General features: G+C 56.2%; 9 protein-coding genes, 1 tRNA gene and 11 pseudogenes. 5 read left to right on the plus strand and 16 right to left on the minus strand.

From position 1 onward, the window contains the following. Positions 1 to 41: 41 nt before the first annotated feature. The 4 genes and pseudogenes from nusA to scpB form a co-directional block, all read right to left on the minus strand. Complete coding sequence (gene nusA, locus N7E01_RS01550; protein WP_289174291.1) at positions 42 to 1,529, minus strand: transcription termination factor NusA; 1,488 nt, start codon at positions 1,527 to 1,529, stop codon at positions 42 to 44. Beyond that, positions 1,526 to 2,007, minus strand: a pseudogene (rimP, locus tag N7E01_RS01555) (ribosome maturation factor RimP). Before rimP ends, nusA begins: the two are co-directional and overlap by 4 nt. Before the next feature lie 214 nt (positions 2,008 to 2,221). Beyond that, entirely contained in the window at positions 2,222 to 3,871 is a 1,650-nt protein-coding gene (locus tag N7E01_RS01560) for a pseudouridine synthase (RefSeq protein ID WP_289174293.1), read from the minus strand. 57 nt (positions 3,872 to 3,928) lie between these two features. Next, a pseudogene (gene scpB, locus N7E01_RS01565) lies at positions 3,929 to 4,471 on the minus strand (SMC-Scp complex subunit ScpB); the annotation flags it as partial. A 116-nt stretch (positions 4,472 to 4,587) separates the two neighbouring features. On the opposite strand from scpB, the gene N7E01_RS01570 reads away from it, so the two are divergent. Further along, a tRNA-Met gene (locus N7E01_RS01570) sits at positions 4,588 to 4,664 on the plus strand. 141 nt (positions 4,665 to 4,805) lie between these two features. Here the strand turns inward: N7E01_RS01570 and N7E01_RS01575 are convergent. After that, positions 4,806 to 5,770, minus strand: a pseudogene (locus N7E01_RS01575) (CobW family GTP-binding protein). 115 nt (positions 5,771 to 5,885) lie between these two features. On the opposite strand from N7E01_RS01575, the gene N7E01_RS01585 reads away from it, so the two are divergent. Further along, positions 5,886 to 7,076, plus strand: a complete 1,191-nt coding sequence (locus N7E01_RS01585) for a GNAT family N-acetyltransferase (RefSeq protein ID WP_289174303.1) — start codon at positions 5,886 to 5,888, stop codon at positions 7,074 to 7,076. Here N7E01_RS01585 and phaR read toward each other — a convergent pair. The 5 genes and pseudogenes from phaR to N7E01_RS01610 all read right to left on the minus strand — a co-directional run bounded on the left by phaR (position 7,012) and on the right by N7E01_RS01610 (position 11,849). Next, positions 7,012 to 7,586: pseudogene (gene phaR, locus N7E01_RS01590) on the minus strand (polyhydroxyalkanoate synthesis repressor PhaR). The gene N7E01_RS01585 and the pseudogene phaR sit on opposite strands and share 65 nt — an antisense overlap. A gap of 19 nt (positions 7,587 to 7,605) precedes the next feature. Next, positions 7,606 to 8,342, minus strand: a pseudogene (phbB, locus tag N7E01_RS01595) (acetoacetyl-CoA reductase). 10 nt (positions 8,343 to 8,352) lie between these two features. Beyond that, positions 8,353 to 9,953: pseudogene (locus N7E01_RS01600) on the minus strand (PHA/PHB synthase family protein). A gap of 73 nt (positions 9,954 to 10,026) precedes the next feature. Continuing rightward, positions 10,027 to 10,881: a peptidoglycan editing factor PgeF gene (pgeF, locus tag N7E01_RS01605; RefSeq protein WP_491565771.1), complete on the minus strand. Its 855-nt coding sequence runs from the start codon at positions 10,879 to 10,881 to the stop codon at positions 10,027 to 10,029. After that, positions 10,878 to 11,849: an RluA family pseudouridine synthase gene (locus tag N7E01_RS01610; RefSeq protein ID WP_289174310.1), complete on the minus strand. Its 972-nt coding sequence runs from the start codon at positions 11,847 to 11,849 to the stop codon at positions 10,878 to 10,880. Before N7E01_RS01610 ends, pgeF begins: the two co-directional genes overlap by 4 nt. A 98-nt stretch (positions 11,850 to 11,947) precedes the next feature. Between N7E01_RS01610 and N7E01_RS01615 the strand changes: the two genes are divergently transcribed. Beyond that, positions 11,948 to 12,751 (plus strand): outer membrane protein assembly factor BamD, encoded by an 804-nt coding sequence (locus N7E01_RS01615; RefSeq protein WP_289175705.1) that lies wholly within the window; start codon positions 11,948 to 11,950, stop codon positions 12,749 to 12,751. Here N7E01_RS01615 and yoaA read toward each other — a convergent pair. Continuing rightward, positions 12,748 to 14,757 (minus strand): annotated as a pseudogene (gene yoaA, locus N7E01_RS01620) (DNA repair helicase YoaA). The gene N7E01_RS01615 and the pseudogene yoaA sit on opposite strands and share 4 nt — an antisense overlap. 117 nt (positions 14,758 to 14,874) lie before the next feature. Between yoaA and N7E01_RS01625 the strand changes: the two are divergent. Together N7E01_RS01625 and N7E01_RS01630 are read left to right on the plus strand one after the other, a co-directional pair. Further along, positions 14,875 to 16,760, plus strand: a pseudogene (locus N7E01_RS01625) (Tex family protein); the annotation flags it as partial. A gap of 123 nt (positions 16,761 to 16,883) precedes the next feature. Next, positions 16,884 to 17,264 carry a S1 RNA-binding domain-containing protein gene (locus tag N7E01_RS01630; protein ID WP_289175706.1) on the plus strand — a complete coding sequence of 127 codons (381 nt, stop codon included), beginning with the start codon at positions 16,884 to 16,886 and terminating at the stop codon, positions 17,262 to 17,264. Between the two features lie 130 nt (positions 17,265 to 17,394). Here N7E01_RS01630 and N7E01_RS01635 read toward each other — a convergent pair. The 5 genes and pseudogenes from N7E01_RS01635 to N7E01_RS01655 form a co-directional block, all read right to left on the minus strand. Then, positions 17,395 to 18,734, minus strand: a pseudogene (locus N7E01_RS01635) (tryptophan--tRNA ligase). Between the two features lie 12 nt (positions 18,735 to 18,746). Beyond that, the gene (gene zapE / locus N7E01_RS01640) at positions 18,747 to 19,838 is read right to left on the minus strand and encodes a cell division protein ZapE (RefSeq protein ID WP_289174312.1); all 1,092 of its coding nucleotides are present in this window, start codon (positions 19,836 to 19,838) and stop codon (positions 18,747 to 18,749) included. 76 nt (positions 19,839 to 19,914) lie between these two features. Then, a pseudogene (gene lpdA, locus N7E01_RS01645) lies at positions 19,915 to 21,340 on the minus strand (dihydrolipoyl dehydrogenase). A gap of 125 nt (positions 21,341 to 21,465) precedes the next feature. Continuing rightward, positions 21,466 to 22,668 carry a 2-oxoglutarate dehydrogenase complex dihydrolipoyllysine-residue succinyltransferase gene (gene odhB / locus N7E01_RS01650; protein WP_289174315.1) on the minus strand — a complete coding sequence of 401 codons (1,203 nt, stop codon included), beginning with the start codon at positions 22,666 to 22,668 and terminating at the stop codon, positions 21,466 to 21,468. A 130-nt stretch (positions 22,669 to 22,798) separates the two neighbouring features. Continuing rightward, positions 22,799 to 25,575 (minus strand): annotated as a pseudogene (locus N7E01_RS01655) (2-oxoglutarate dehydrogenase E1 component); the annotation flags it as partial. Positions 25,576 to 25,587 lie beyond the last annotated feature (12 nt).

The raw sequence follows: 25,587 nt of genomic DNA on the forward strand, positions 1-25,587 counted from the left end.
ATTCATTAAAAACAACCTTTTGGCGCAACGGGACCCGAAAATCAGGTTTCATCGTCGGCAAACCAGTGGGCACGGGCCTTCATGATCAGATCGCTGGCAGCCTGTTCGTCGAGCTGGGCGATTTCAGCCAGCTCGTCAGTGGCCAGTTCGGCCAGATCATCACGGGTGTAGACGTCGTGCTCGGCCAGCTTGGCCGCCAATTCAGGCGACATTCCCTCGAGTTCGAGCATGGCAGGCTCGGTTTTCTGCACCCGCTCTTCCTGGGCAATAGCCTCGGTGAGCAAGGCATTACGGGCACGGGCACGCAATTCGTTGATGGTTTCCTCATCGAAGGCTTCGATTTCGAGCAGTTCCTGGATAGGAACATACGCAATCTCTTCAAGGCCTGTGAACCCCTCGTCAATAAGGATGTCGGCAACTTCTTCGTCGACATCCAGTTTGCTGATGAACGTTGTGCGCAACTCGGAGCGCTCTTGTTCAAGACGGCTTTGACTTTCTTCGGGCGTCATGATGTTGATCTGCCAACCCGTCAGTTCGGAGGCCAGACGAACATTCTGACCACGGGCACCAATGGCCTTGGGGAGGTTTTCTTCATCAACAACCACGTCCATTGCGTGTTTGTCTTCATCGACAACAATGGACTCAACGGTTGCCGGCGCCAGGGCACCGATGACGAATTCGGCGGGATCTTCAGCCCACAACACGATATCAACCTGTTCGCCACCCAGTTCGTTACGGACAGCAGTTACCCGCGAACCGCGCATACCGACGCAGGTACCAATAGGATCGATACGCTTGTCGTACGCAATAACAGCAATTTTGGCGCGGACACCCGGATCACGGGCAGCCGCCTTGATTTCAAGAAGACCCTGTTCAATTTCAGGGACTTCGTTTTCGAACAACTGCCGGATGAATTCCGGCGCTGTACGCGACAAGATGACCTGCTGCCCGCGCGCCGAGTGGTCAACACGAGCGACCCAGGCACGCACGCGGTCACCCACGCGAATGTTTTCTTTGGGGATCATTTCAGAGCGCGGCAAACGTGCTTCGATCTTGCCGGTTTCGATGATGGCATCACCCTTGTCAATACGCTTGACCGTACCCGAAATGATGTTCTCGCCACGATCGAGGAAGTCGTTCAGCAACTGCTCGCGCTCGGCGTCGCGGATACGTTGCAAAATGGCCTGTTTGGCAGCCTGCGCACCGATGCGACCAAACTCGACGGGCTCGAGCGGTTCTTCGATGTATTCACCGACTTCGATGCCAGGCACGAACTCTTGCGCTTCGGAATACAGTTCCTGCTGATCGGGCTCTTGCAAACCGGCCTCGTCGGGCACGACCAGCCAACGGCGAAACCCTTCGTGGGAGCCAGTATTGCGATCGATTGACACACGAATGTCGGCGTCTTCCTTGAAACGCTTTTTCATGGCTGACGCCAATGCGTTTTCAAGTGCGCTGAAAACAACTTCGCGCTCTACATTTTTTTCACGCGCAAGGGCGTCAACCAACAGAAGAATTTCGCGACTCATCGCTTTTTACCCTTGAAATCAAGTACGGGATCCAGTTTGGCACGATCGAGTTCATCGAACGTGAAAGAGATCGTTTCAGGTTTGCTTTTTTATCGACAGGATCAAGCTGGAGGCCAAAAACCGGCTTCTCGGCACCCGATTCGGCAGGCAGCAACTGGCCCGCAAAAACTTTTCGGTTTTCGCGCGGCTGGCGCAACCGGATCTCGATGTGTTCTCCGGCAAAACGGAAAAAATCGGACTCTTTTTTGAGCGGGCGATCAATGCCCGGCGAACCGACCTCGAGGCGCTGATAGTCAATACCTTCGACCTCGAACACCCTGGACAGCTGTTTGGAAACCTGCTCGCAGTCTTCAATTCGCACCCCGTCAGGACGATCGAGAGTGACACGCAACAACCCCATCGGAGCGCGTTCGATATCGACAAGTTCGAGATCTGTGCCTTCGAGGACTTCTTGTGTCAGTGCGAAAATATCTGCCATAAAATTCAAAAAAAGGGGCTGTACGCCAGCCCACTGTTACTGCGCCTGAACGACTGGCAAACCGGCATAAGCCAGATTACCTGCACATTACCTGCGCCAAAGCTCAGGACAATGCCCGCATAATGCAAAACATACACCTGTGAAGCCCGACATTTTAACAGATTTCCGAAAAAATCGTGCCGTTTCCGGGGCTTAGACGCAAAAAACAACGCAGCTACTTCAAAACACCCAGACGCGACTCATGGGCTGAGGCACTTTTAGGCTGCCAGTCGTCACCACGTCCGCCACCTGGTTTGGCACCACGACTGCTTCGCGCCGGACCCTTCGCCCCACGCCCCTGCGCGTCGGTGCGCTTGGCAGACGGCTTGCGCCCCGCACCAGCCTCGGGTTTGCCACGCACCGGTGACGCCCTGCGCCCCTTCCCGGCAGGCCTGCCTTCAGGATGCCCGTTGGGCAGACCACCCGCAAAGGACAGCCCCGTACCATAGGGATCAGAGGGAAACGTTTGGGCTACGCCGCCGGGAACCGCACGTCCACCGGATAACTTGCCGCGTCGGCTGATTTTTGCACCACTGGTACCGTTACGTTCGAGCGTACCGAACCCGGGCGGCAAAGCACTATCGTGGGAAACCGGTTGCGCCGGACGAGCGCCTCGGCGTGAACCACCCTGAACAGCCTCATCTTTGATCAAACCCAACTGCACCATCAACGCCGTCACCAGAGAGCCATCGAGCTCTTCCCAGCGGCCCCGACGCAGATTTCGGGGCAAGACAATCTCACCGAATCGGGTGCGGATGAGACGACTGACCGTAACACCGGCGGCCTCGAACATGCGTCGCACTTCGCGATTACGGCCTTCATTCAGCGTTACGCGATACCAGCGATTGCTACCCTCGCCGCCAAGAAACTCGAACGAACCAAACCTGGCCATACCATCGTCGAGCTGAACCCCTTTGAGGAGCTGCTTTTGCTGGTCCTCGGCAAGCTCACCCAGAACTCGCACAGCGTACTCACGCTCGGCACCATAACGGGGATGCATAAGCCGATTGGCCAGATCTCCGGATGTTGTGAGAATCAACAGCCCTTCCGTATTAAGGTCAAGCCGCCCCACGGACAACCACTTGCCCACTTTCATCTTGGGCAGGCGCGCAAACACCGTGGCACGCCCCGCAGGATCATCGTGACTGACGATTTCACCTGCCGGCTTGTGATAAAGAATGATGCGCGGCGGCTTGGTGGCATTGGGCCGGGTAATCGGCCGACCATTGACACGCACCTGGTCGTTAGGCCCAACCCGCTGACCAATGTGCGCAGGCTCACCGTTAACGGATACCCGACCCGCCACAATCAGCTCCTCCATCTCGCGACGGGAACCAATTCCGGCATCGGCAAGCACCTTGTGCAACTTGGGCGTTACCGCCTCACTGTTCAGGTACTTGCCAAGCCGCTGCTCGATTTTCTGAGCCTTGTCGAGATAAGCCAACGCCAGATCAGCATCAGCGCCATTATCGATCTGGGCGACTTCAGATGATTTGGCCTTGGCAGCACCACGACTGCCTCGCGGCTTCGCAGCAGCAGCCCGAGGCTCGGTGCTGCGGGGCGCAGGCGAACGCGGCTTGCGCGTACGGCCACTACTCTTGGCGGCCTGTGCCGGCGCCTCTGCAACAGCAACCTTTTCAACAGCGGGTTGCACCTCAGCCCCAGCCGAAGCTGTTACCGATTCGGCACCGGCCTCGTCACCCCGCCGGCGACGGAACGGGGTACGCAGCTTGCGCCCCCGACCTTTGGCAGGCGCGGCTCCGGAATCAGCAGGGTGCGCATCAGCAGCGGCCCGATCAAGGGCCTCGGAAGTCGTCTCATTCATAAGTTGTTCAGATACTCCGTATCAATCAGTATCGGTATCGGTTTCAGGCAGCGGCTCAAGCGGCAGCCCTTCGAGTGCCTGGATGGCCCCTTGGGGTTCAAGTTCAGGCAAGTCGTCGAGGGAACGAAGCCCGAGATCATCAAGAAACTGGCGCGTCGTACCCAGCAAGGCCGGACGTCCGGGCGCATCACGATGGCCCAGCACTTCTATCCAGCCGCGGTCTTCAAGGGTTCGGACAATCTGTGACGACACAGTCACCCCGCGAATATCTTCGATATCACCCCGGGTGACCGGCTGGCGCCAGGCAATAATTGCCAGCGTCTCGAGGACAGCTCTTGAGTAACGCGGCGGTTTTTCAGGATTAAGGCGCTCGAGGTATTTTTGCATTTCCGGGCGGCTTTGAAACCGCCACCCGCTGGCAAGACTAACCAGCTCGAGACCTTTTTCTGACCAATCAAGCTGCAACACGGACAACAGCCGACGCATGTCGTCGGATGAAATGTTATCGGGAAACAGCCTGCGTAATTCGGATATGGGCAAAGGCGCTTCGGCACATAGCAACGCCGCTTCAAGCACCCTGATAATTTCGTTTTCGGTCATGAATTCTGGTTTTGGTTAATTCTACGCGTTAATTATCAATACTGCACAGCCCCTGTGTGCAATTTGCGACGGATTTGCATTATTTTTTTAGATAGGTTAATATTCAGTTCTTCAGACGCGGGGTGGAGCAGTCTGGCAGCTCGTCGGGCTCATAACCCGAAGGTCGTAGGTTCAAATCCTGCCCCCGCAACCAGCTTTCTGAAAAGGCCTGAACTTCGGTTCAGGCCTTTTTGTTTTCTGGGCAGCAACCGGACGTCGGGGGGCATATGGCACGCCTTACTGCGCCGCAACCTGTTTGCCCCTGAACGTTTATGCCACTGCATTCACCAGCTGCTCATGCAGAAACGCCAAAAATTCCTGGGCAGCCCCCACGCGTAATGGCAACGACAGCACAGTCCGGAACGTCATCGGTATCGATAAGCACCGTTTCCAGAGGGTAAAGCGTACCGTGAACGGCATGAGCGGCCACGCGCTCTGCGTTATCCAGCAAAAACACCCCCTTGAAACGCAGTAACACAGGACCAGTACGCTCAAGCGCAGCCGCCAGCGCTTTGACCAGGGCTGACCGGGTAACCGGGCCAGCCCATTGCCGGACCGCCACGTCAAGCGGCCCATGCACAACTGACGGCATCACCCCACCTTGAGCGCCAAACAGGCGCGGCCTGAACACCGACCCCATCCCCAGAGCAAAAAGATCAGCAAGACTGGTCAAGACTGGCGCACGCACATACTCTGACTGAGGAAACAAGCGCAGAAGCCAAGTCTCGACCTGCCCAATATCCGGACCCGCACACTGATCGATCTTGGTCAGAACCAGACCATCGGCCAACGCAAGTTGTGACTGGACTTCAGGATGCCGATCAAACTGGTCTTGCACATGAACGGTATCAACCACAGTCACGCAGCCGGCGTATCGATAGCGATCAGCCAGGAAACGATCAAGCGAAAGGGTATAGCGCACCGCAGAAGGGTCGGCAATACCGGTTGTTTCAATAATCACGTGACTGAATGGCCGGATCTTTCGCTGTACCGCCGCCATGAACAAATCACGCAAGGCATTGACCAGCTCGCCCTTTACCGAGCAGCAGATACAGCCTGAAGGCAAGATAGCCACACGATCACTGACATGACGAATCAAATGATGGTCCAGGCCAATTTCCCCACTTCATTGACCAGCACGACCACGCCCGAAGGGTCAATACCAGCGGAACCATCAGAGACCAGCAAACGGTTCAGCAACGTCGTCTTGCCGGCCCCCAAAAAGCCTGTCAACACCAGCACAGCAATTTTTTGACTCATGATAGTTGTGACCCGGGCCAAACCAGTGCCTTCACCGGACGGGTTGACCCTTTACTCTAAAATGGCATGCCACATACCCGGGCCAGACTGGCCTCAACACGTAAAAGCGCACACCGTGACCGAAGAATTTTCACTGGTTCGTACTTTAGACGATATATCACCTGACTGCTGGGATGCCCTGGCACACGGGCACCCCCTGCTGCGTCATGCTTTTCTTGACGCCCTGCACCGCACAGGGTGCGCCAGTGCAGAGACCGGCTGGGACCCGCACTATCTGGTGCTGAGGCGAAATCAGGCCTTGTGCGGCGCCATGCCCATGTACGTCAAATACCACTCGCGCGGGGAATATGTGTTTGACCATGCCTGGGCCCGTGCCTTCACTCAGCACGGGCTTGCGTACTACCCAAAACTGCTCAGTGCAGTTCCCTTCACCCCGGTACCAGGCCCCCGATTGCTGGCTCATACCCATGAAGACCGGGTCCGACTGGCACGCGCTGCGATCGCCCTGGCCGCCCGGAACACCCTCTCATCGCTGCACATCCTGTTCCCGGAAGAGGCCGACCAGGCCGCCCTGCGCGAGGCAGGCTTCATGTTCAGGGAAACCGTACAGTTCCATTGGCACAACAAGAACTACCGTGATCTGGATGATTTTCTGACCAGCCTGAACCAGGAAAAACGCAAGAAAATCCGTCAAGACACCAAAAAGGTCCGGGCTGCCGGGATCTCATACCGATGGCTTCATGGCAACGCCATTGAATCCGGCGACCTCGATTTCTTCTACACGTGCTACGTACAAACTTACCTCGAACATGGCAATCCGCCCTACCTGACCGCTGATTTTTTCAGACAACTTCATGCACACATGCGTGACAACCTGCTCCTTGTCATGGCGGTCAGGGGAAACAAACCTGTCGCCTGCGCACTGAATATTGTGGGAGACGAACGTCTTTATGGGCGCTATTGGGGAAGCACCGAGTTCATACCGGGACTGCACTTTGAAACGTGCTACATCCAGGCCATCGCGTGGTGCATCGAACATAACATCAAGGTCTTTGAAGGTGGGGCGCAAGGCGAACATAAACTGTCTCGCGGCATGCTGCCGGTGAAGACCTGGTCTGCCCACTGGGTCAGTGACCCCCGGTTTGCACATGCCATTGCCGATTTTGTCGACAATGAAACACGGGCTGTGGATGACTACGCCGAAGCATTGGTCAACCACAGCCCGTTCAAAAAACACCTGATTATTTTTTTGTTTCCGGGTCGTTTGTATTCGGATTTGGAACAAACGGGAATGCTGAAAAAATAGACCGTGTCTGGTCCTGCATTTGATCTTGCATTTGCACGAACAGATTCTTGCTCTGATCAATGTAATTGCTCATCATGGTTTGCAAAACCGGGGTCTGCACGCTCATGAATTGAGTCCAGGCTTCGGGGCCTACAGCCGTACCGTACAGACTTTTTGACTGTTCGGCCATACGCTCTTGCACCTCGATGAAGGCCTGGATGTTCTTTTCAAGAAAAGACCCCATAACCCCTGCATGGAATTGCCATAAAACCGGATGATTTGTGACAACGCCGGCGCAGAGAACATGGGGATCCCGCCGGTTTCTTCTTCAAGAATGATTTGCAGCAAAATGCTGCGGGTCAGATCTTCACCAGACTTGACGTCAACGACCTGGAAGTCTTCATTACCAAGGACCAACTGCTTGACATCTGCCAACGTAATGTAAGCGCTGGTCTGGGTGTCGTAAAGACGACGGTTCGGATACTTCTTGATTAGTCGTGGACCCGACGGGTTTTGGGTTGTGCCATAAATAAAATAAATACGTTGGGCGTCAGCCCATATGCAAGCCGCCGTTAAGCGAGAAATCGGCACCGGTAGCGAACCCGGCATCGTCGGAAGCAATCCAGGCAACCATGGCACCGATTTCTTCGGGTGTACCCAAACGGCGTACGGGAATGGTTGCGACAATTTTCTCGAGCACGTCGGCACGCATCGCACGCACCATTTCCGTACCAATATAACCTGGCGACACCGTATTGACCGTGACACCTTTACTGGCAACCTCTTGGGCCAAAGCCATGGTAAAACCGTGAATCCCGGCCTTGGCTGTCGAATAGTTGGTTTGACCAAACTGCCCCTTCTGACCATTCACCGAACTGATGTTGATGATGCGCCCCCAGTTGCGTTCGATCATGCCCTCCATGACCTGCTTGGTCACATTGAACAGACTGTTCAGATTGGTATCAATGACCGCACGCCAGTCTTCACGGCTCATTTTACGGAACAGGCCATCTCGGGTAATGCCGGCATTGTTGACCAGCACATCAATAGGACCGATTTCATTGCGAACCTTTTCAAAGGCCTCAACAGTGGAGTCCCAATCGGCAACGTTACCTACCGACACATGAAACTTGTAGCCAAGTGCAGCCTGCTCATCAAGCCACTTTTGGTGATCGCGACTGGGACCGCAACCAGCCACCACGGTAAAACCTTCTTTGGCAAGACGCTGGCAAATTGAGGTTCCTATCCCCCCATACCACCGGTTACATACGCTACTTTTCCACTCATTTTTGTCTCCTTAGGCTGACCGCACCTTGACATAACGCCCTGGCGCGGCTTCAAGCGGTTGATAATGGGCATTGCCCAATGTTTGACTGGCAGGTTTCTCGCATGCCCCTGAGTGGCTGGCCAACCATCCGGACCAGTCTGTCCACCAGCTACCCGGGTGCTCTTCTGATTTTTCCAGCCATTCGTCGGCACTCAGGGTGGCCGGGTTGACCGTATCGGGCGAGACCCAATAGCTGCGTTTCTTTTTGGCTGGCGGGTTGACCACGCCTGCAATATGGCCCGAGGCCCCCAGGACGAACTGCATCGGCCCTTTCAGTACAGCGCTACTGGCGTAGGCTGACTTCCAGGGAACAATGTGGTCTTCACGAGAACCATACAGATAGGTCGGGAGCGTCAGATCGGACAAGCTGACCGGCGTACCGTCAACCACGACCTTGCCAGGCACCTTGAGATTGTTCTCAAGGTAGGTATTGCGCAAGTACCAGGTAAAGAATGGCCCAGGCATATTGGTGCCGTCGGAATTCCAGTACAGCAGGTCAAATGCAGGCGGCGTCTGGCCCTTGAGGTAGTTGGCCACAACGTAATTCCAGACCAGCTCGTTGGGACGCAGGAAAGAGAATGTAGTCGCCAGCTCGCGAGCAGGCATGATGCCGCCATGCTTAAGCTGAAGCTCACGCGTACGAACGAGGTTCTCATCAACAAAAATATCAATGACCCCGGTATCTTCGAAATCGAGCAACGTCGTCAGCAACGTCAGGCTGTTGACAGGATTCTGCCCACGCGCCTTGGCCAGAGCCAGAGCGCTGGAGAGCAACGTACCACCCACGCAAAAACCAAGCGCATTGATTTTTTCAGATTGAGTAATGTCTTTGACGACATCAACAGCCTGCAAGACACCAGATTGCAAATAATCGGCCCATGTAGCCTTCAAGATACCGTCGTTATCGTTGGGCTGCGGGTTGCGCCAGGACACCATGAATACCGTAAAGCCCTGTTCGACAGCATAACGGGCGAACGAGTTGTCAGGCTGAAGATCGAGGATATAGTACTTGTTGATACACGGAGGCACCACCAGCAATGGCATTTCGTACACTTTTTCGGTAAGTGGCGTGTACTGAATGAGCTGGAACAAGGGGTTTTCGAAAACCACCTTGCCATCGGTGATGGCCAGGTTTTCGCCCACCGTAAACTTGCTTTCGTCGGTTTGCGACAAATACCCTTTTTGCAGGTCGCCATAGAAATTCTGCACCCCTGCAACAGCGACATACCATTGGACTGCACCAACGCCTGTTGCGCGTCAGGATTCGTGGCCAGGAAATTGGACGGCGCCATGGCATCAAGCCATTGCATGGTGGCAAAACGCAGTTTTTCACGGGAATGCTCGGGCATATCGACAGCATCAACCATTTTCTGCATGGTTTCCGCCGACAACATATAGGCATTGGCCATGAACAGGAATGACGGATGCGATGCCCAGGCATCGGCACTGAAACGGCGATCTTTGGGTTTTGCCAACTCACCTTTTTCGGATTGGCTCAGCAAAGCCTGCCAATTTTTGGAGAATTCCGCCTGGAGTTCTGCGATACGTTGACTGGAAAACGGAATGCTCATGATTGGATCCTGCCTTTTGTGACTATTTGCATCAAAACACCTGCATGTTGGAGGGCGAACGATTGACTGTCAATCAGGGTAATTCGGGAGCCTGATCAAGCCAGGCCAGTGTCGCCATACGACCAGTACGTGTACTGCCCCGATATGAAAAGAACAATTCCGGCTGGCGCAACGTGCACCAACCGCTACACTCAATATAGCGCAATCCGGCATCGCGCATGCGCTGTCGCGCAAGGCCAGACAAATCAGCAAGCCACTTGAAGTCGCTTGTCTTTCCTGACCGAGCACGCGCTACAAAATACATTTCATTCTCCGGCCTGGCCTCGCAAAAAGCCTGGTGGACGTCGGCACCCACCTCAAAGACAGCCTGACTGATGGCAGGGCCAATCCAGGCCCGCAAAATCGCGTCGGGAGGCAGGCGGTGACGTAACGCCTGAATGGTGTTTTCAAGGACCCCTGCTGCCAAGCCGCGCCAACCGGCATGCGCAATGCCAACGGCCCTGCCCTGTGTGTCGGCAATGACAACCGGCAAACAATCTGCGGTAAGAATGGCCAACACAACGCCGGGCCGGGACGTTACGGCAGCATCGGCAACCGCCATAACCTCGAGAGGATCTGGACCCTCAGGCCTCAGACACGCGTTGGTATCGCAATGCGGATCTGCCCCGGCATCAAGTTGAGGGCTCGTATCGGCATCGAACACGTCAGTGCCATGAACCTGCTCAAGCCATATGGGCATGGCACCCAGCGCGTGCGCCAGAATACGGCGATTGCGGCGTACGGCGGCAGGATCGTCATTGACATGGATCGCCAGATTGAGTGTGTCAAACGGCATCTGACTGACACCACCCATGCGCGTGGTGCAACCGTACCTGACACCCTGCCAGGACGTACCGGAAACAGTGGGAAGTTGATCTGGAAATGTTATGACTGCCACACCAAATGCTCCACTACCCTTTCAAAATCATCAGGCACCGGAGCCTGAAAAGAAACCCGCTCACCAGACGAAAAATCGTCAAACGCGAGCGCCTGGGCATGCAGCATCTGACGCATTGCGCCGGCAACCAATTTGCCACCATACAAGACATCTGCGACAAGCGGATGACAAATGCTGGCCATGTGCACCCGGATCTGGTGGGTGCGGCCGGTTTGCAACTGGCACACCAGTTGGGTTACGGGCTGGTTCTCGGGCGTAACCCCGATGCGCTCGGGGCTGAAATGCGTGACGGCCTCACGGGCGGCAATGGGCCGCTCGGTGGTCATGCGTACCGGAACGCGAGGATCACGGCCAATGGGTTGGTCAACCGTACCGGGCGCGTTGACCCAGCCATGCACAAGCGCCACGTATTGCCGCTTGACACTTCGATCTTGCAACTGGCGCACCAGGTGGGTTTGCGACTTTTCGTGGCGTGCAACAACCAGCAAACCCGATGTGTCCTTGTCGAGCCGGTGAACAATTCCGGCACGGGGCACAGTGGCCAGCTCGGGGTAGCGATATAACAAGCCATTAAGCAAGGTGCCGGACCAGTTACCCGCCCCGGGATGGGTGACCAGGCCCGCAGGCTTGTTAACAACGATCCAGTCGGGGCTCTGGGCAATAACGTCGAAATCTACCGGCTCGGGGCTGAAGGCCTGCTGCTCGGGAGCAACCTGCTCGCGCACCTCGATGCGATCGGCCGGACCCACCATTTGCCGGACCCGGGCCTGAGCCCCGTTAACGGTAACGTGCCCACCCTCGATCCAGGATTGCAACCGGCTGCGTGAGTGCTCTGGCAAGAGGCTCGCCAGGACCTTGTCGAGACGGTCTGGCAAGGTCTTGAAAGGCAGCTCGAAAACCAGGGGTTCATCGTCGGAAAGATCAGATGAACTTTCTTTAGTAATATCTGTGTCAGGCATGGCGACTAATCATATAATCAGCCTGCAATGCTAACACCAAGGATGCTTTTGTGACTCGCGTTAACCCATTTTCAGCACTCTGCGCCGGCAGTTCCCGGCTGGCCCGCCTCGCGGGTGTCTTTGTAATTGCGGCAGCCGTTTCCGGCTGTGGTGCACTGAACAAAGCCGAGGTCGACCCCACCATTGGCTGGAGCGCCGAACGCCTGTACCAGGAAGCCCGTACTGAAATCAGCGATGCCAACTGGGTTGACGCACGCCAGCGCCTTGAAGCCCTGGAAGCCCGTTACCCGTTCGGGGGTTACGCACAACAAGCACTTATTGATCTGGCCTACGTCAACTGGAAAGACGATGAGCCCGAGCAAGCACTGGCTGCCATCGACCGGTTCCAGCAGCAGTATCCGAACCAACCCGGTACAGACTACATGCTGTACCTGAAAGGCCTCATCACATTCACACCGCCCAGCGCCCTGCTGTCTGAATTCACAGGGCAAAATCCGGCCGAACGCGACCCCAAAGGCCTGCGCGAATCTTATGAAGCCTTTAAAGAACTGATCAATCGCTACCCCGACAGCCGCTACACGCCCGACGCCAAAAAACGTATGACCTGGATCGTCAGCGCCCTGGCTGAAAACGAAGCGATCGTCGCACAGTACTACTACGATCGCGCGGCCTATCTGGCCGCCATCAACCGCGCCCAAATCGTGATTACCGATTTTGAAGGTGTGCCCGTCGCCGAAAAAGCGTTGTATATCATGTATATGTCGTACGATAAACTGAACATGCCAGAACTGCGAGACGATGTGAAACGCGTTCTTGACACCAACTTTCCCAACAGCGCCTACTACACTGAAGGCCTCAAAGAAGCCCGCGGCACGCTCTGGAACCCGATCAACTGGTTTTAGTTGCCAGCTTTGGCTGCACCACGTTGTTTGAAGAACTTCACCACCTGAGCCAGATCACGTGTTCTGGCGAACGGTGGAAGCCCTCGCCAGAGCAGTTTCCCGTAAGGTTTATCAACCATGCGGGAATCGGCCACCATCAATACCCCCAGTCACCTTCTGAACGTATCAAACGCCCTGCCCCCTGCTTAAGGGTAATGGCCGCTTCAGGCAATTGAAACTCCATGAACGGGTTACCGCCACGGCGGCGACTTTCGTTCAAACGCGCTTCAAGTACCGGATCGTCGGGCGGTGCAAACGGCAGTTTATCGATTGCAACCAGCGTCAGGGCATCGCCGGGCACATCAATACCCTCCCAGAAACTGGCACTACCCACCAGTACGCCGTTGCGGGCATCACGGAAACGATCCAGCAAAATGCGGCGTGAGGTGTCGCCCTGCCGAAACAGCAAGCGATCGATGCCCGCCTCTTCAAAGCGGGCCTCAAGCAATTCGGCAATACGGTCAACCGCACGCAAGGTGGTGCACAACACCAGCACGCCACCCGGCGAGGCCTTGATCAGGGGTACCAGCATATCAACAAATTTTTCGTTGAACTGTGGCTGATTCGGCAATGGCAAGGCCGAAGGCACAAACAGCACCCCTGCGAGGCGTAATCGAAGGGAGATTCCCAACGGCTGGTTTGAGCATCGTGCAGCCCCAGCTGGCGCTGGAAGTAACCGAAATCACCATTGATCGACAAGGTTGCCGACGTCATGACCCAGGCCTGTTCCGGGCGTCGAAACCGCGAAAATATCCGGGCAACAGACAACGGCGCACTGTGCAGACGCATGCCGTGAGTGCTGGACTCAACCCAACGGACAGAAACCTCGTCAACGCCTTCGGCCGCATCGGATTGGGCCAATGCATTGCGGCCCGCCCGGTCGGGCTGACTCCAGCGAAACAGACGGGCACGCAAATCCAGGCAGGTCTTGGATGCTGCGCCAAGATCGGGGTGTTTTTCAGCCACGATGCCCAGTCGCTGAATGCATTCATCGAGCACTTCAAGCAGGCGCTCAAGCGCGGTATCGAACACCTGGGCATCCGGCAAGGTTTCAAAGGTGGCTTTTTTACCGGGCAGACGATCAATAGCTGCTGTGGACAACCGCAATTCACGGGCCGCGTGTTCGATCTTTTGCCCTTGTTCCGTCCAGTTCCCGCCCTCTCGCGCATGCGCAAGACCCGCCGCTTCAACCGCCCGGGCAAGGTCAAGCAACTGGTGCGATGAGACGCTGCTGCCCAGAAACCGTGTAGCAACATCGGGCAACTGATGCGCTTCGTCAAAGACGACCAATTGCACCTCGGGCAACAGATCGGTAATGCCTTCCTCACGCAAAGCGAGATCGGCCATGAACAGCGCATGATTGACGACGACAATATCGGCTTCCTGTGCCTCGCGGCGCGCCTTGAGTACGAAACAATCACGCACATTGGGGCAGTCTTGCCCCAGGCAGTTATCACGCGTCGACACCACACGGCTCCAGATGTCAGCCTCTTCAGGCACTTCGGCAAGCTCGGCCTTGTCTCCGCTGCGTGACTGCTGGGCGAACACCGAAATATGCCGCAATTGGGCAATTTCGGCGCGCGACTTCAGCGCCCGGTCATCACCTTGCAGGCGCTCAAGGTGATAGTGGCAAACATAATTGCCCCGCCCTTTGAGCAGTGCTGTGGTTACAGGCAAGGCCAATGCCTTGCGCAAGCGCGGCAGATCACGGCGGTACAACTGGTCTTGCAGGGTGCGGGTGCCGGTTGAGACCAGCACCTTGACCCCGCTTAAAAAGCGGGCACCAGATACGCCCAGGTTTTACCGGTACCCGTACCCGCCTCGGCGATCAAGGTACTGCCATCACTGATGGCCTCGTTGATGGCGCGCGCCAGCTCCAGTTGCGCCTGACGCGGGTGATAGCCCGGCACAGCCGCAGCAATCGGGCCCTCTTGGGCAAATATCGCATCAAGTTCTTGCAGCAGCATGGAGAAGTCGTCCAACCAGAAATCAATCAAAACGAAATGATAACCGCCCCCGGGTCCTCACCGGCCTGAATGTGGCAAAATGGCCCGCTTGTTGATGTGACTGAAAGCGACTGACTCATGACTGCTTCTACTGCCGCGGCATCGCCCGCGATACTGAACAATTCTCCCGAACGCATTATTGCCCTGCTGGCCGAAGAACTGGGCGTTCGACCAGCGCAAGTCGCGGCCACTGTCGAACTTCTGGACAGTGGCGCCACCGTGCCCTTTATCGCACGTTATCGCAAAGAGGTCACCGGCGGTCTGGACGATACCATCCTGCGCAATCTGGAAGTGCGGCTGGTGTATGTGCGCGAACTGGAAGACCGACGAGCGGCCGTATTTGAATCCATTGAGCAGCAAGGCAAGCTGACGCCCGAACTTTCAGCCGAATTGCTGGCCGCCACCACCAAGCAACGCCTGGAAGATCTGTATGCACCGTACAAGCCCAAACGCCGCACGCGTGCACAGATTGCCCGTGAAGCCGGCCTTGAGCCACTGGCCGACGCCATCCTGAACGATGTCAACGCCGATCCAGCCATGCTGGCCATCGCATACCTCAATGCCGATGCCGGCGTTGCAGACACCAAAGCCGCCCTGGACGGCGCACGCGACATTCTGGCTGAGCGCTACGCCGAGAACGCCGACTTGCTGGCCGATCTGCGCGGTCATCTATGGCAAACCGGCCTGTTGTATGCCAAAGTCATTGACGGCAAGGAAACCGAAGGCGCCAACTTTCGTGACTGGTTTGACTTTCACGAACCGCTGCGCACCCTGCCCTCGCACCGGATCCTGGCGTTACTACGAGGTCGTCAGCAAGGTGTTCTTGATCTTCGCCTCGGTCTGGCACCTGAACTGGAAGAACAAACGCCTCATCCTTGCGTCAGTCGAGTTGCCGCGTTTCTGTCGATAGGCGCACGTTTTGACGCCAATGCCTCACCCCGTGCCAAGTGGCTGGGCGAAGTATGTCGCTGGACCTGGCGGGTGAAACTGCTGACGGCTTTTGAAACCGAACTGGTGAACCGTCTGCGCGAGCATGCCGAGCAAGAGGCGATTCGCGTCTTTGCCGCCAACCTGAAAGACCTGTTGCTGGCCGCACCCGCCGGCCCCAAGACCGTCATGGGTCTGGACCCTGGCATTCGAACCGGCGTGAAAGTTGCCGTCATCGATCCTACCGGCAAACTGCTGGCCACCAGCACGATTTACCCGTTCGAGCCGCGGCGTGATTACGAAGGCTCAATCAATACACTGGCCGCGCTGGCCCTGAAGCATCAGGTTGAATTGATCGCCATCGGTAATGGCACGGCATCCCGTGAAACCGAAAAACTTGCCGCCGACATGAGCGCAAAGTTCGCCGACATTAACGCAAAACGTGTGGTCGTTTCCGAAGCTGGCGCCTCGGTATATTCAGCATCGGAACTGGCCGCGCTTGAGTTCCCCGACCTGGACGTCAGTCTGCGTGGCGCCGTTTCAATTGCCCGCCGCCTGCAAGACCCTCTGGCCGAACTGGTCAAGATCGAACCCAAAGCCATTGGCGTCGGCCAATATCAGCACGATGTAAACCAGCGTGAGCTGGCCCGATCACTGGATGCCGTGATTGAAGACTGCGTGAACGCTGTCGGTGTTGATGTCAACACCGCCTCGGCCCCATTGCTCAGTCGCGTCTCCGGCCTGAACGCAACACTGGCGCGCAATATTGTGACCTGGCGTGACGAAAATGGCGCTTTCCCCAACCGCAAGCAATTGATGAAAGTACCCCGCTTTGGCGACAAGGCGTTCGAGCAGGCTGCCGGCTTCCTGCGTATCGCCAACGGCGATAACCCGTTGGATGCCTCGGCGGTTCACCCCGAAGCCTACCCCGTCGTCGAACGGATCCTGAAAAAATCAACGCACAGGCCAAAGAGGTCATGGGCCGTCAGGGTGCATTGACCGGGCTGTCCCCCGCCGAATTCACTGACGAAAAGTTTGGGGTCCCGACCGTCAAGGACATTTTTTCGGAAATCGAAAAACCCGGACGCGACCCTCGTCCGGAGTTCAAGACCGCACAGTTCAAGGAAGGCGTAAACACCATCAATGATCTGGCCCAAGGCATGATTCTGGAAGGTGTCGTGACCAACGTGGCCAACTTTGGTGCCTTCGTAGACATTGGCGTGCACCAGGATGGTCTGGTCCACATTTCGGCTCTGGCCGAACGGTTTGTCAAAGATCCGCGCGACGTTGTCCGTGTCGGGCAAACCGTGAAAGTCAAGGTTCAGGAAGTGGATGTGGCGCGCAAGCGCATTGCCCTGACCATGCGGCTGAGCGATGACTCGGGTCCTGCACAGCGTAACGAGGCGGGTGCAACACGCGGTCCTTCAGCAGCCTCGGGAAATACCCGCGGCAACAGCGGAGGAGGCCGGCGTGAAAAAGCCGCCACCACCCAGGAGGGTCTGGGTGCAATGGCGGCTGCATTTGCAAAACTCAAGAAATAAACCAGAGCAACGGGCTGAAGTCCGGTTACCGTGTCGGGACACTAACAATGTCAGACCTGCGATTCAGCGAACCAGGCGTAGATCGGCTTTTTCCGGTTGAGCAGACTTAACCGGAAAAAACCGGAGTGAATCAGTCTTGCTGCAAGGATGCAATGGCCTCGGATACCGGGGCCATTTTTTCTTGCGCAAACGTGCAGACCCGCTGACCGTTCACGTGCACAAGGGCCTGGTCACCGTCCAGCGTCACCAGCTGATCAAGCGGCTGTTGCCTCAGTGCCGCCATCATTTGGCCCGCAACTTTGGGGTTTTCGAAGCCTTCGGAAAACAGCAATTCAGTGCCATCGGCTGCCAGCAAACGGAAATGGAAACGATCGGCCTCGCGGAAACTGACCAGACGTGCCGCCTTGCCAGACTTTGACTTGGCACTGGCCGGCTTGGCGGTGCTGGCCTGAGGCTGCCGCAGGCCTACGGCCTCGCGCAGGGCTGACATCAGCTCGGCCGACTGCTTGCGCGCCTTGGTTGCCCCCGCCTGCAAAATGTCTTCAATTTGCCGGGGTTGGCCATCAGGGACTCGTAGCGATCACGCATCGGGGCAACAATACCGTCGAGTAAAACAAACAACGCTTCTTTAGCCTCACCCCAGCCCAGGCCGCCTTCCAGCGCAGCACGGAATGACGCCGTTTGATCTGCACCGGCAAAGGCCCGATACAACGCATAGACGTGGGCACTGTCGGGATCTTTAGGTTCACCCGGCTGGCGCGAATCAGTGACAATACGCATGACCGCCTGACGCATGGCCTTGCTGCCGCCTTCAAACAAGGGGATGGTATTGTTGTAGCTCTTGGACATTTTACGACCGTCAAGCCCGGGCAGGGTTGCCACATCGTCATCAATCTGGACCTCGGGCAACACGAAGTATTCACGTCCCTGACCATACAAATGGTTGAAACGCTGGGCAATGTCACGCGCCATTTCAAGATGCTGCACCTGATCGCGACCCACCGGCACCTTGTTCGCGTTGAACATCAGAATGTCAGCGGCCATGAGTACAGGGTAGGAAAACAGACCCATCGTAACGCCGTCATCGGGGTCAACCTCACGCGCAAGATTCTGGTCAACCGAGGCCTTGTAGGCATGGGCGCGATTCATCAACCCTTTGGGCGTCACGCAGGTCAGCAACCAGCATAATTCCGGGATTTCAGGAATGTCAGACTGACGGTAGAACGTGACGTTATCATGGTCCAGACCACCGGCCAACCAGGTGGCGGCAATTTCAAGCCGTGACCGCGCGACACGAGCCGGGTCTTCACACTTGATCAGGGCATGATAGTCGGCCATGAAAAAATATGCATCGACATTGGGCTGCCGGCTGGCTTCAATAGCGGGACGAATGGCACCGGCATAATTGCCAAGGTGCGGCGTACCGGTTGTCGTGATCCCCGTAAGGACCCGGATTTTGGTGTTTTGCATCAGTTTCAGTAATTACAGGGTTGCCGCCACTCGGCGCTCAGATTCGAGGTATTCGCGTGACTGCATTTCAAGCAACCGCGATACCGTCCGGTGAAATTCATTTGCCATTGGCCCTTCGGTGTACAACCCTTCGGGTTCACATTCGGCGGAAATGACCAGTTTAACTTTATGATCGTAGAATACGTCAACCAGCCATGTAAACCGGCGCGCCTCGGACGCCTGACGCACCGTCATCCGGGGCACTTCAGACAAAATCACGGTCTGGAAACGACTGGCCAGATCGAGGTAATCATTCTGTGACCGCGGCCCACCACATAAGGTGGCAAAGTCAAACCAGACCACGCTACCGCTGAGTGCCACGGCCTTCAATTCACGGTTTTCTACCGTCAGCACCGGTTTCATCGGCGCCGTATCTGACAGGCTTTCGAACGCATGCTGCAGTTCGGCACGGGTGTCTGAAGTCAGGGGTGACAGGTAAACCCTGACCTGCTCAAGCGCACGACGACGGTAATCTGTACCCGTATCAACGTTCAGGACATCCATACGCTCCTGAATCAGCTTGATGGCGGGCAGGATGCGATCTCGATGCAGGCCGTCGGGGTACAAGGTTGATGGCTCGTAATTCGAGGTCATCACAAACGATGTCCCCAGCTCAAACAGGCGGAACAGCAACCGGTACAAGATCATGGCGTCGGCAACGTCAGACACATGAAATTCGTCAAAACAGATCAAACGATACCGCTTGGCGATACGACGCGCGACTTCGTCCAGTGGGTCTTGCTGCCCCTTGACTTCGTCAAGCTGGTGATGCACCCCTCGCATGAACTCATGGAAATGCAGTCGCCCCTTACGCTTCAAGGGAACAGTAGCGTAAAACGCATCCATCAGGAAACTCTTGCCGCGTCCAACCCCACCCCAGAGGTAAACCCCGCGAGGGATATCGGGGCGTCGAAACAACTTTTTCAATGTGCTGGAACGAGCCTGTTTGTAGACGACCCAGTCGTCATAAAACTGCTGTAACCGGTCGATTGCAGCCAATTGAGCCACGTCCGGCGCATACCCGCGTTCAGCCAATGCGTGGTGATAATATTCTTTTACGTTCATGATGTTTGAATGCAAAAAGGGCAAACAAGCCCCTTTTTGCATTAGCGATCAGCTGTTGTGAAATACAACAAGACGATCAGAAGTTAAGCGAGCGTTTATCAACGGCCAATGCCGCTTCTTTCACTGACTCGGACAAGGTGGGATGCGCATGGCAGATACGGGCGATGTCTTCGGCAGCGCCACGGAACTCCATGATGGTTACCGCTTCAGCAATCAGTTCGGAAGCACTGGGGCCGATGATATGCACACCCAGGACTTCATCGGTTTTGGCATCAGCCAAAATTTTAACGAAACCTGTCGTATCACCCAAGGCACGTGCACGGCCATTCGCCAGGAAGGGAAGCTACCGGCACGGTAGGCCACTCCTTCGGTTTTGAGTTGTTGCTCGGACTTCCCCACCCAGGCGATTTCAGGTGATGTGTAGATAACGCTGGGGATCGTGCCAAAGTTGACATGACCGTGCTGGCCTGCAATGCGCTCGGCCACAGCAACGCCTTCTTCTTCAGCTTTGTGGGCCAGCATCGGGCCACGTACCACGTCACCTACAGCCCAGACATTGGGCAAGTTGGTGCGGCAGTCATCATCGACCACAACAAAACCTCGCTCGTCGACTTTCAGGCCAACGGTATCTGCACCCAGGCCACTGGTGTGAGGCACACGACCAATCGACACGATGAGATGGTCAACCGACAGGGACTGTTCTGCACCGGAAGCATCGGTGTAAGGCACGGTGACCGACTTGGCCGATGTTTTCACTTCACCGATTTTCACGCTGGTCTGGATATTCAGACCCTGCTTGGTAAACACTTTCAGTGCTTCCTTGGCGACCTGCTGATCGCAAACGGCCAGGAACTCGGGTGCCGCCTCGAGGACAGTAACTTCGGCACCCAGACGACGCCAGACGCTACCCAGTTCCAGACCGATAACCCCTGCACCGATGACACCCAGTTTTTGGGTACGGCAGGGATACGCAATGCCCCATCGTTGGAAAGAATTTGCTTTTCGTCGAAGTCAAGGCCAGGCAACTGGCGTGGTGCCGAACCCGTGGCGATGACAACATGCTTGGCCACCAGGTCTTCTTCGGACTGACCCGAAACCTTGATGGACCAGCCGCCGTCAACGTGAGCTGCAAACGAACCCGTACCGTGGAAGAAGGTTATCTTGTTCTTCTTGAACAAGTACAGAATACCTTCATTGTTTTGCTTGACGACAGAATCTTTACGACCAATGAGCGTGTCGAGCTTGAGGCTGACACCTTTGACTTCGATGCCGTGCTCGGCAAAATGATGGTTCACCTGCTCGAAGTGCTCAGACGATTGCAGCAAGGCCTTGGACGGAATGCAGCCGACGTTGGTGCAGGTACCACCTGGCGCAGGCTTGCCATCGGCATTGGTAGCCGCATCGATACACGCCACAGACATACCCAGTTGCGCCGCACGAATTGCAGCGATATATCCGCCGGGGCCTGCCCCGATCACGACAACATCAAAATTTTTAGCCATTATGTATCCAGTGATTATTCAGGTTCCGGGGCCTGGCCCGCGCAAAACCGGTAATAGAAAAGGGCCCGGAGCAAGCCCGTGCGCAAAAGGCGCACGAACCCGCCTGGGGCCCGACAAACACGACCTTAAACGTCGAGCAACAGACGCTGAGGATCTTCAAGCGCCTCTTTCATGGCAACCAGCGACAACACTGCTTCACGGCCATCGATGATACGGTGATCGTAGGACAACGCCAGATAATTCATGGGGCGAATGACGATCTGGCCGTTTTCGACGACGGGACGCTCTTTGGTGGCATGGATACCCAAAATGGCCGACTGGGGCGGGTTGATGATCGGCGTGGACAGCATGGACCCGAACACACCACCGTTCGAGATCGAGAACGTACCACCGGTAAGTTCGTCGAGGCTGAGCTTGCCGTCGCGGGCACGGGCACCGAAATCAGCGATTTGTTTTTCGATCTCGGCAATGCTGAGCTGATCGGCGTTGCGCAGAATGGGTACCACCAGACCACGCGGGCTACCGACAGCGATACCGATGTCAAAGTAACCGTGATAAATGATGTCTTTGCCATCAACCGAGGCGTTGACAACGGGGTATTTCTTGAGTGCGGCAACGGCAGCCTTGACGAAGAACGAAGTGAAGCCCAGCTTGACGCCGTGCTCTTTTTCGAACTGATCTTTGTAACGAGCACGGATATCGAGAATACCCTGCATATTGACTTCGTTGAACGTGGTGAGGATGGCGTTTTCAGATTGGGATTGCAACAAACGCTCGGCCACACGAGCACGCAAACGGCTCATGGGGACGCGCTGCTCTGGGCGCCCATCGAGTGACAGGCTGACCGGTGCAGGTGCAGCGGCAGGCTTCTTGGCAGGCGCAGACTGCGCCGACAGGGCATCACCCTTGGTGACGCGGCCGCCACGGCCAGTGCCTTCTACGTTAGCCGCATCAATGCCTTTTTCGGCCAGAATCTTGCTGGCAGCGGGCGATGCAACAGCCGAAGCCGCAGAGGCAGCGGCTGCGGGAGCAGCGGCGGGTGCTTCTGCAGCGGGGGCAGCAACCGGCGCGGCAGCGGCAGCTTTGCCTTCTGTGTCGATACGGGCAAGCACTTCGCCGGAGCCAACGGTGCTGCCGTCAGCCTTGACGATTTCAGCCAAAACGCCAGAAGCCGGAGCGGGCACTTCAAGTACGACCTTGTCGGTTTCCACTTCGATCAGAATCTCGTCTGCCTGGACTGCCTCGCCGGGCTGCTTTTTCCAGTTAAGCAGCGTTGCCTCGGAAATAGATTCTGAGAGCTGCGGTACGAGTACGTCTGTGATAGCCATAGTAAATAGTTTCCGTGATGATGAGTATTCATTATTTGGACGACTGCGAGACGCCCTTGAACTTGTCGGCGAAAGCCTGCTCGATGAGCGCTTTCTGCTGTTCTTGGTGCTTGGCCAGATAACCTACTGCAGGCGATGCCGATGCAGGACGGCCGGCATAACCCAGACGCTGGCCTTCGACCATGTTTTCGTAGAGGTGGTGCTGGACATAGAACCAGGGCCCTGATTTTGCGGCTCGTCTTGTACCCAAATGATTTCTTTGGCGTTGGTGTACTTTTGAAGTTCAGCCTGGAACGCCTTGTGAGCAAACGGGTAAAGCTGTTCGATACGCACAATGGCAACATCGTTGCGGTTACGTTCGGTACGGGCGTTGGCGAGGTCGTAGTAAACCTTGCCGGAGCAGACCAGAACGCGCTTGACGTTAGCCGGATCGATATCGGCATTGGTTTCGCCGATGACGGGCAAGAACGTACCGGTGGCCAGATCGGACAACGGCGATGTTGCGTCTTTGTTGCGCAGCAGCGACTTGGGCGTGAAGATGACCAAGGGCTTGCGGAACGGACGAATCATCTGACGACGCAGCAAATGGAAAATTTGCGAAGCGTTAGTCGGCTGAACGGCCTGGATGTTGTTGTCGGCGCACAGTTGCAGGAAACGTTCAATACGGGCTGAGGAGTGCTCGGGACCCTGACCTTCATAGCCGTGCGGCAACATCATGGTCAGGCCGCACTGGCGACCCCACTTGGCCTCGCCCGACGAAATGAACTGATCGATAACAACCTGGGCGCCGTTGACGAAGTCGCCGAACTGGGCTTCCCAAATGGTCAGGGTGTTAGGTTCAGCCGAAGCGTAGCCATATTCGAAACCAAGAACAGCCTCTTCCGACAAGACCGAATCAATAACGGTAAAGGGTGCCTGGGTATCGGAGACGTTCTGCAAGGGAATATACGTACCATCGTCCCAGCGCTCGCGCTTCTGGTCGTGCAATACGGCATGGCGATGCGTAAACGTACCGCGACCGGCATCTTGCCCGGTGATGCGAATGGTGTAACCCGAAGAAACCAGTGTGGCAAACGCCAGGTGTTCCCCCATGCCCCAGTCGAGCGGCTGTTCGCCACGAGCCATTTTCAGACGGTCAGTCAGCAACTTGTTGACCAGGGGATGAACGGTAAAGCCTTCAGGCACCTGGGTAATACGTTCACCGATGCGGGTCAGTTCAGCCAATGGCACACCGGTGTCGGCGTGGTCTGTCCATTTGGCGTTAAGGAACGGGCTCCAGTCGGTCGCGTACTTGTTCTTGTAGTCGGTCAGTACAGGCTCAACGGTTTTCTGGCCGTCTTCCATGAGCTGACGATACTCTTTGACCATATCATCGGGCTCGTTTTCAGCCAGAACGCCCTGAGCGACCAGCTTGTCGGCATACATCTTGCGTGTACCGGGGTGCTGACCAATGCGCTTGTACATCAGAGGCTGGGTAAGCGCCGGCGTGTCTTGCTCGTTGTGGCCCAGTTTACGGAAACAGACAATATCAACAACCACGTCGTGTTTGAATTCGCGACGATAATCGAGAGCAAGCTGGGTTACATAAACAACCGCTTCGGGGTCATCGCCATTGACGTGGAATACCGGTGCCTCGATCATCTTGACGACGTCGGTACAGTACAACGTTGAGCGAGAATCGCGCGGGTCAGATGTTGTAAAACCGATCTGGTTGTTGATGACGATGTGAAGCGTACCGCCCGTACCATAGCCACGGGTTTGTGCCATGTTGAGGGTTTCCATGACGACACCCTGGCCGGCAAATGCAGCGTCACCGTGAACCAGAACCGGCAGGACTTGCGAACCTTCTTTATCGCCACGGCGGTCTTGACGGGCGCGAACGCTGCCCTCGACCACAGGATTGACGATTTCGAGGTGGGACGGGTTGAACGCCAGCGACAGGTGAACCGGGCCACCACGGGTCGACAGATCGCTTGAAAAACCGTTGTGGTATTTAACGTCACCGTCGGTGAGGTTCTGGGCGTACTTGCCTTCAAATTCAGCGAAAAGGTCGCCGGGCATTTTGCCCATGATGTTGACCAGCATGTTCAGACGGCCACGGTGGGCCATACCCACAACGATTTCCTGGACGCCATTTTCACCGGCATGATTGACGACTTCGTCCATGGCGGCAATGAAACTTTCACCACCTTCAAGCGAGAAGCGCTTCTGACCCACGTATTTGGTGTGCAGGAAACGCTCGAGGCCTTCGGCTTCAGTGACCTGACGCAAAATATGGCGCTTGCGGTCGGCCGAGTAACCGGGAACACCGGACAACGATTCGAGGCGTTCCTGGATCCAGCGTTTAGCCGCTGGATCGGACATGTGCATGAATTCGGCACCGATGTTGCGGCAGTAAGTGTCACGCAGCGCCTTGAGCATGTCGCGCAGCGTCATGGTCTCGGACTTGGTGAAATAGGTATTGGTTGCCGAATAAACCTGATCAAGATCAGATTCGGTCAGGCCATAAAAAGCAGGATCAAGTTCGGGGATGACAGGACGATCGTGACGCTTGAGCGGATCGAGCTCTGCAAAACGGGAACCGAGCGTACGGTAGGCTGCAATGAGTGATTGCACCGATACCTGCTTGCTGGCCACAGTGAGATCAGGCTGCTGAACGCGAACACCTACGAAGGCGTTGTTTTTGGCACGCTCTGCAAAAGACTGAATGATGGGTGCATGGGCCTGGTCGCGGGTGACTTCTTTGCCATCAGTGGCTGGCAGATGCTGCAACTGATCGAAGTACGAGCGCCACTCGTCGGTGACGGAGCCGGGATTATCGAGATAGGATTCGTAGAGTTCTTCTACGTAAGGCGCATTGCTGCCGAAAAGATATGAATTAGATAATGATTCGTTCTGTGAGGACATATATTCGCTTCA

The sequence above is a fragment of the Neopusillimonas aromaticivorans genome (assembly GCF_030344915.1).
GTDB lineage: Bacteria > Pseudomonadota > Gammaproteobacteria > Burkholderiales > Burkholderiaceae_B > Neopusillimonas > Neopusillimonas aromaticivorans.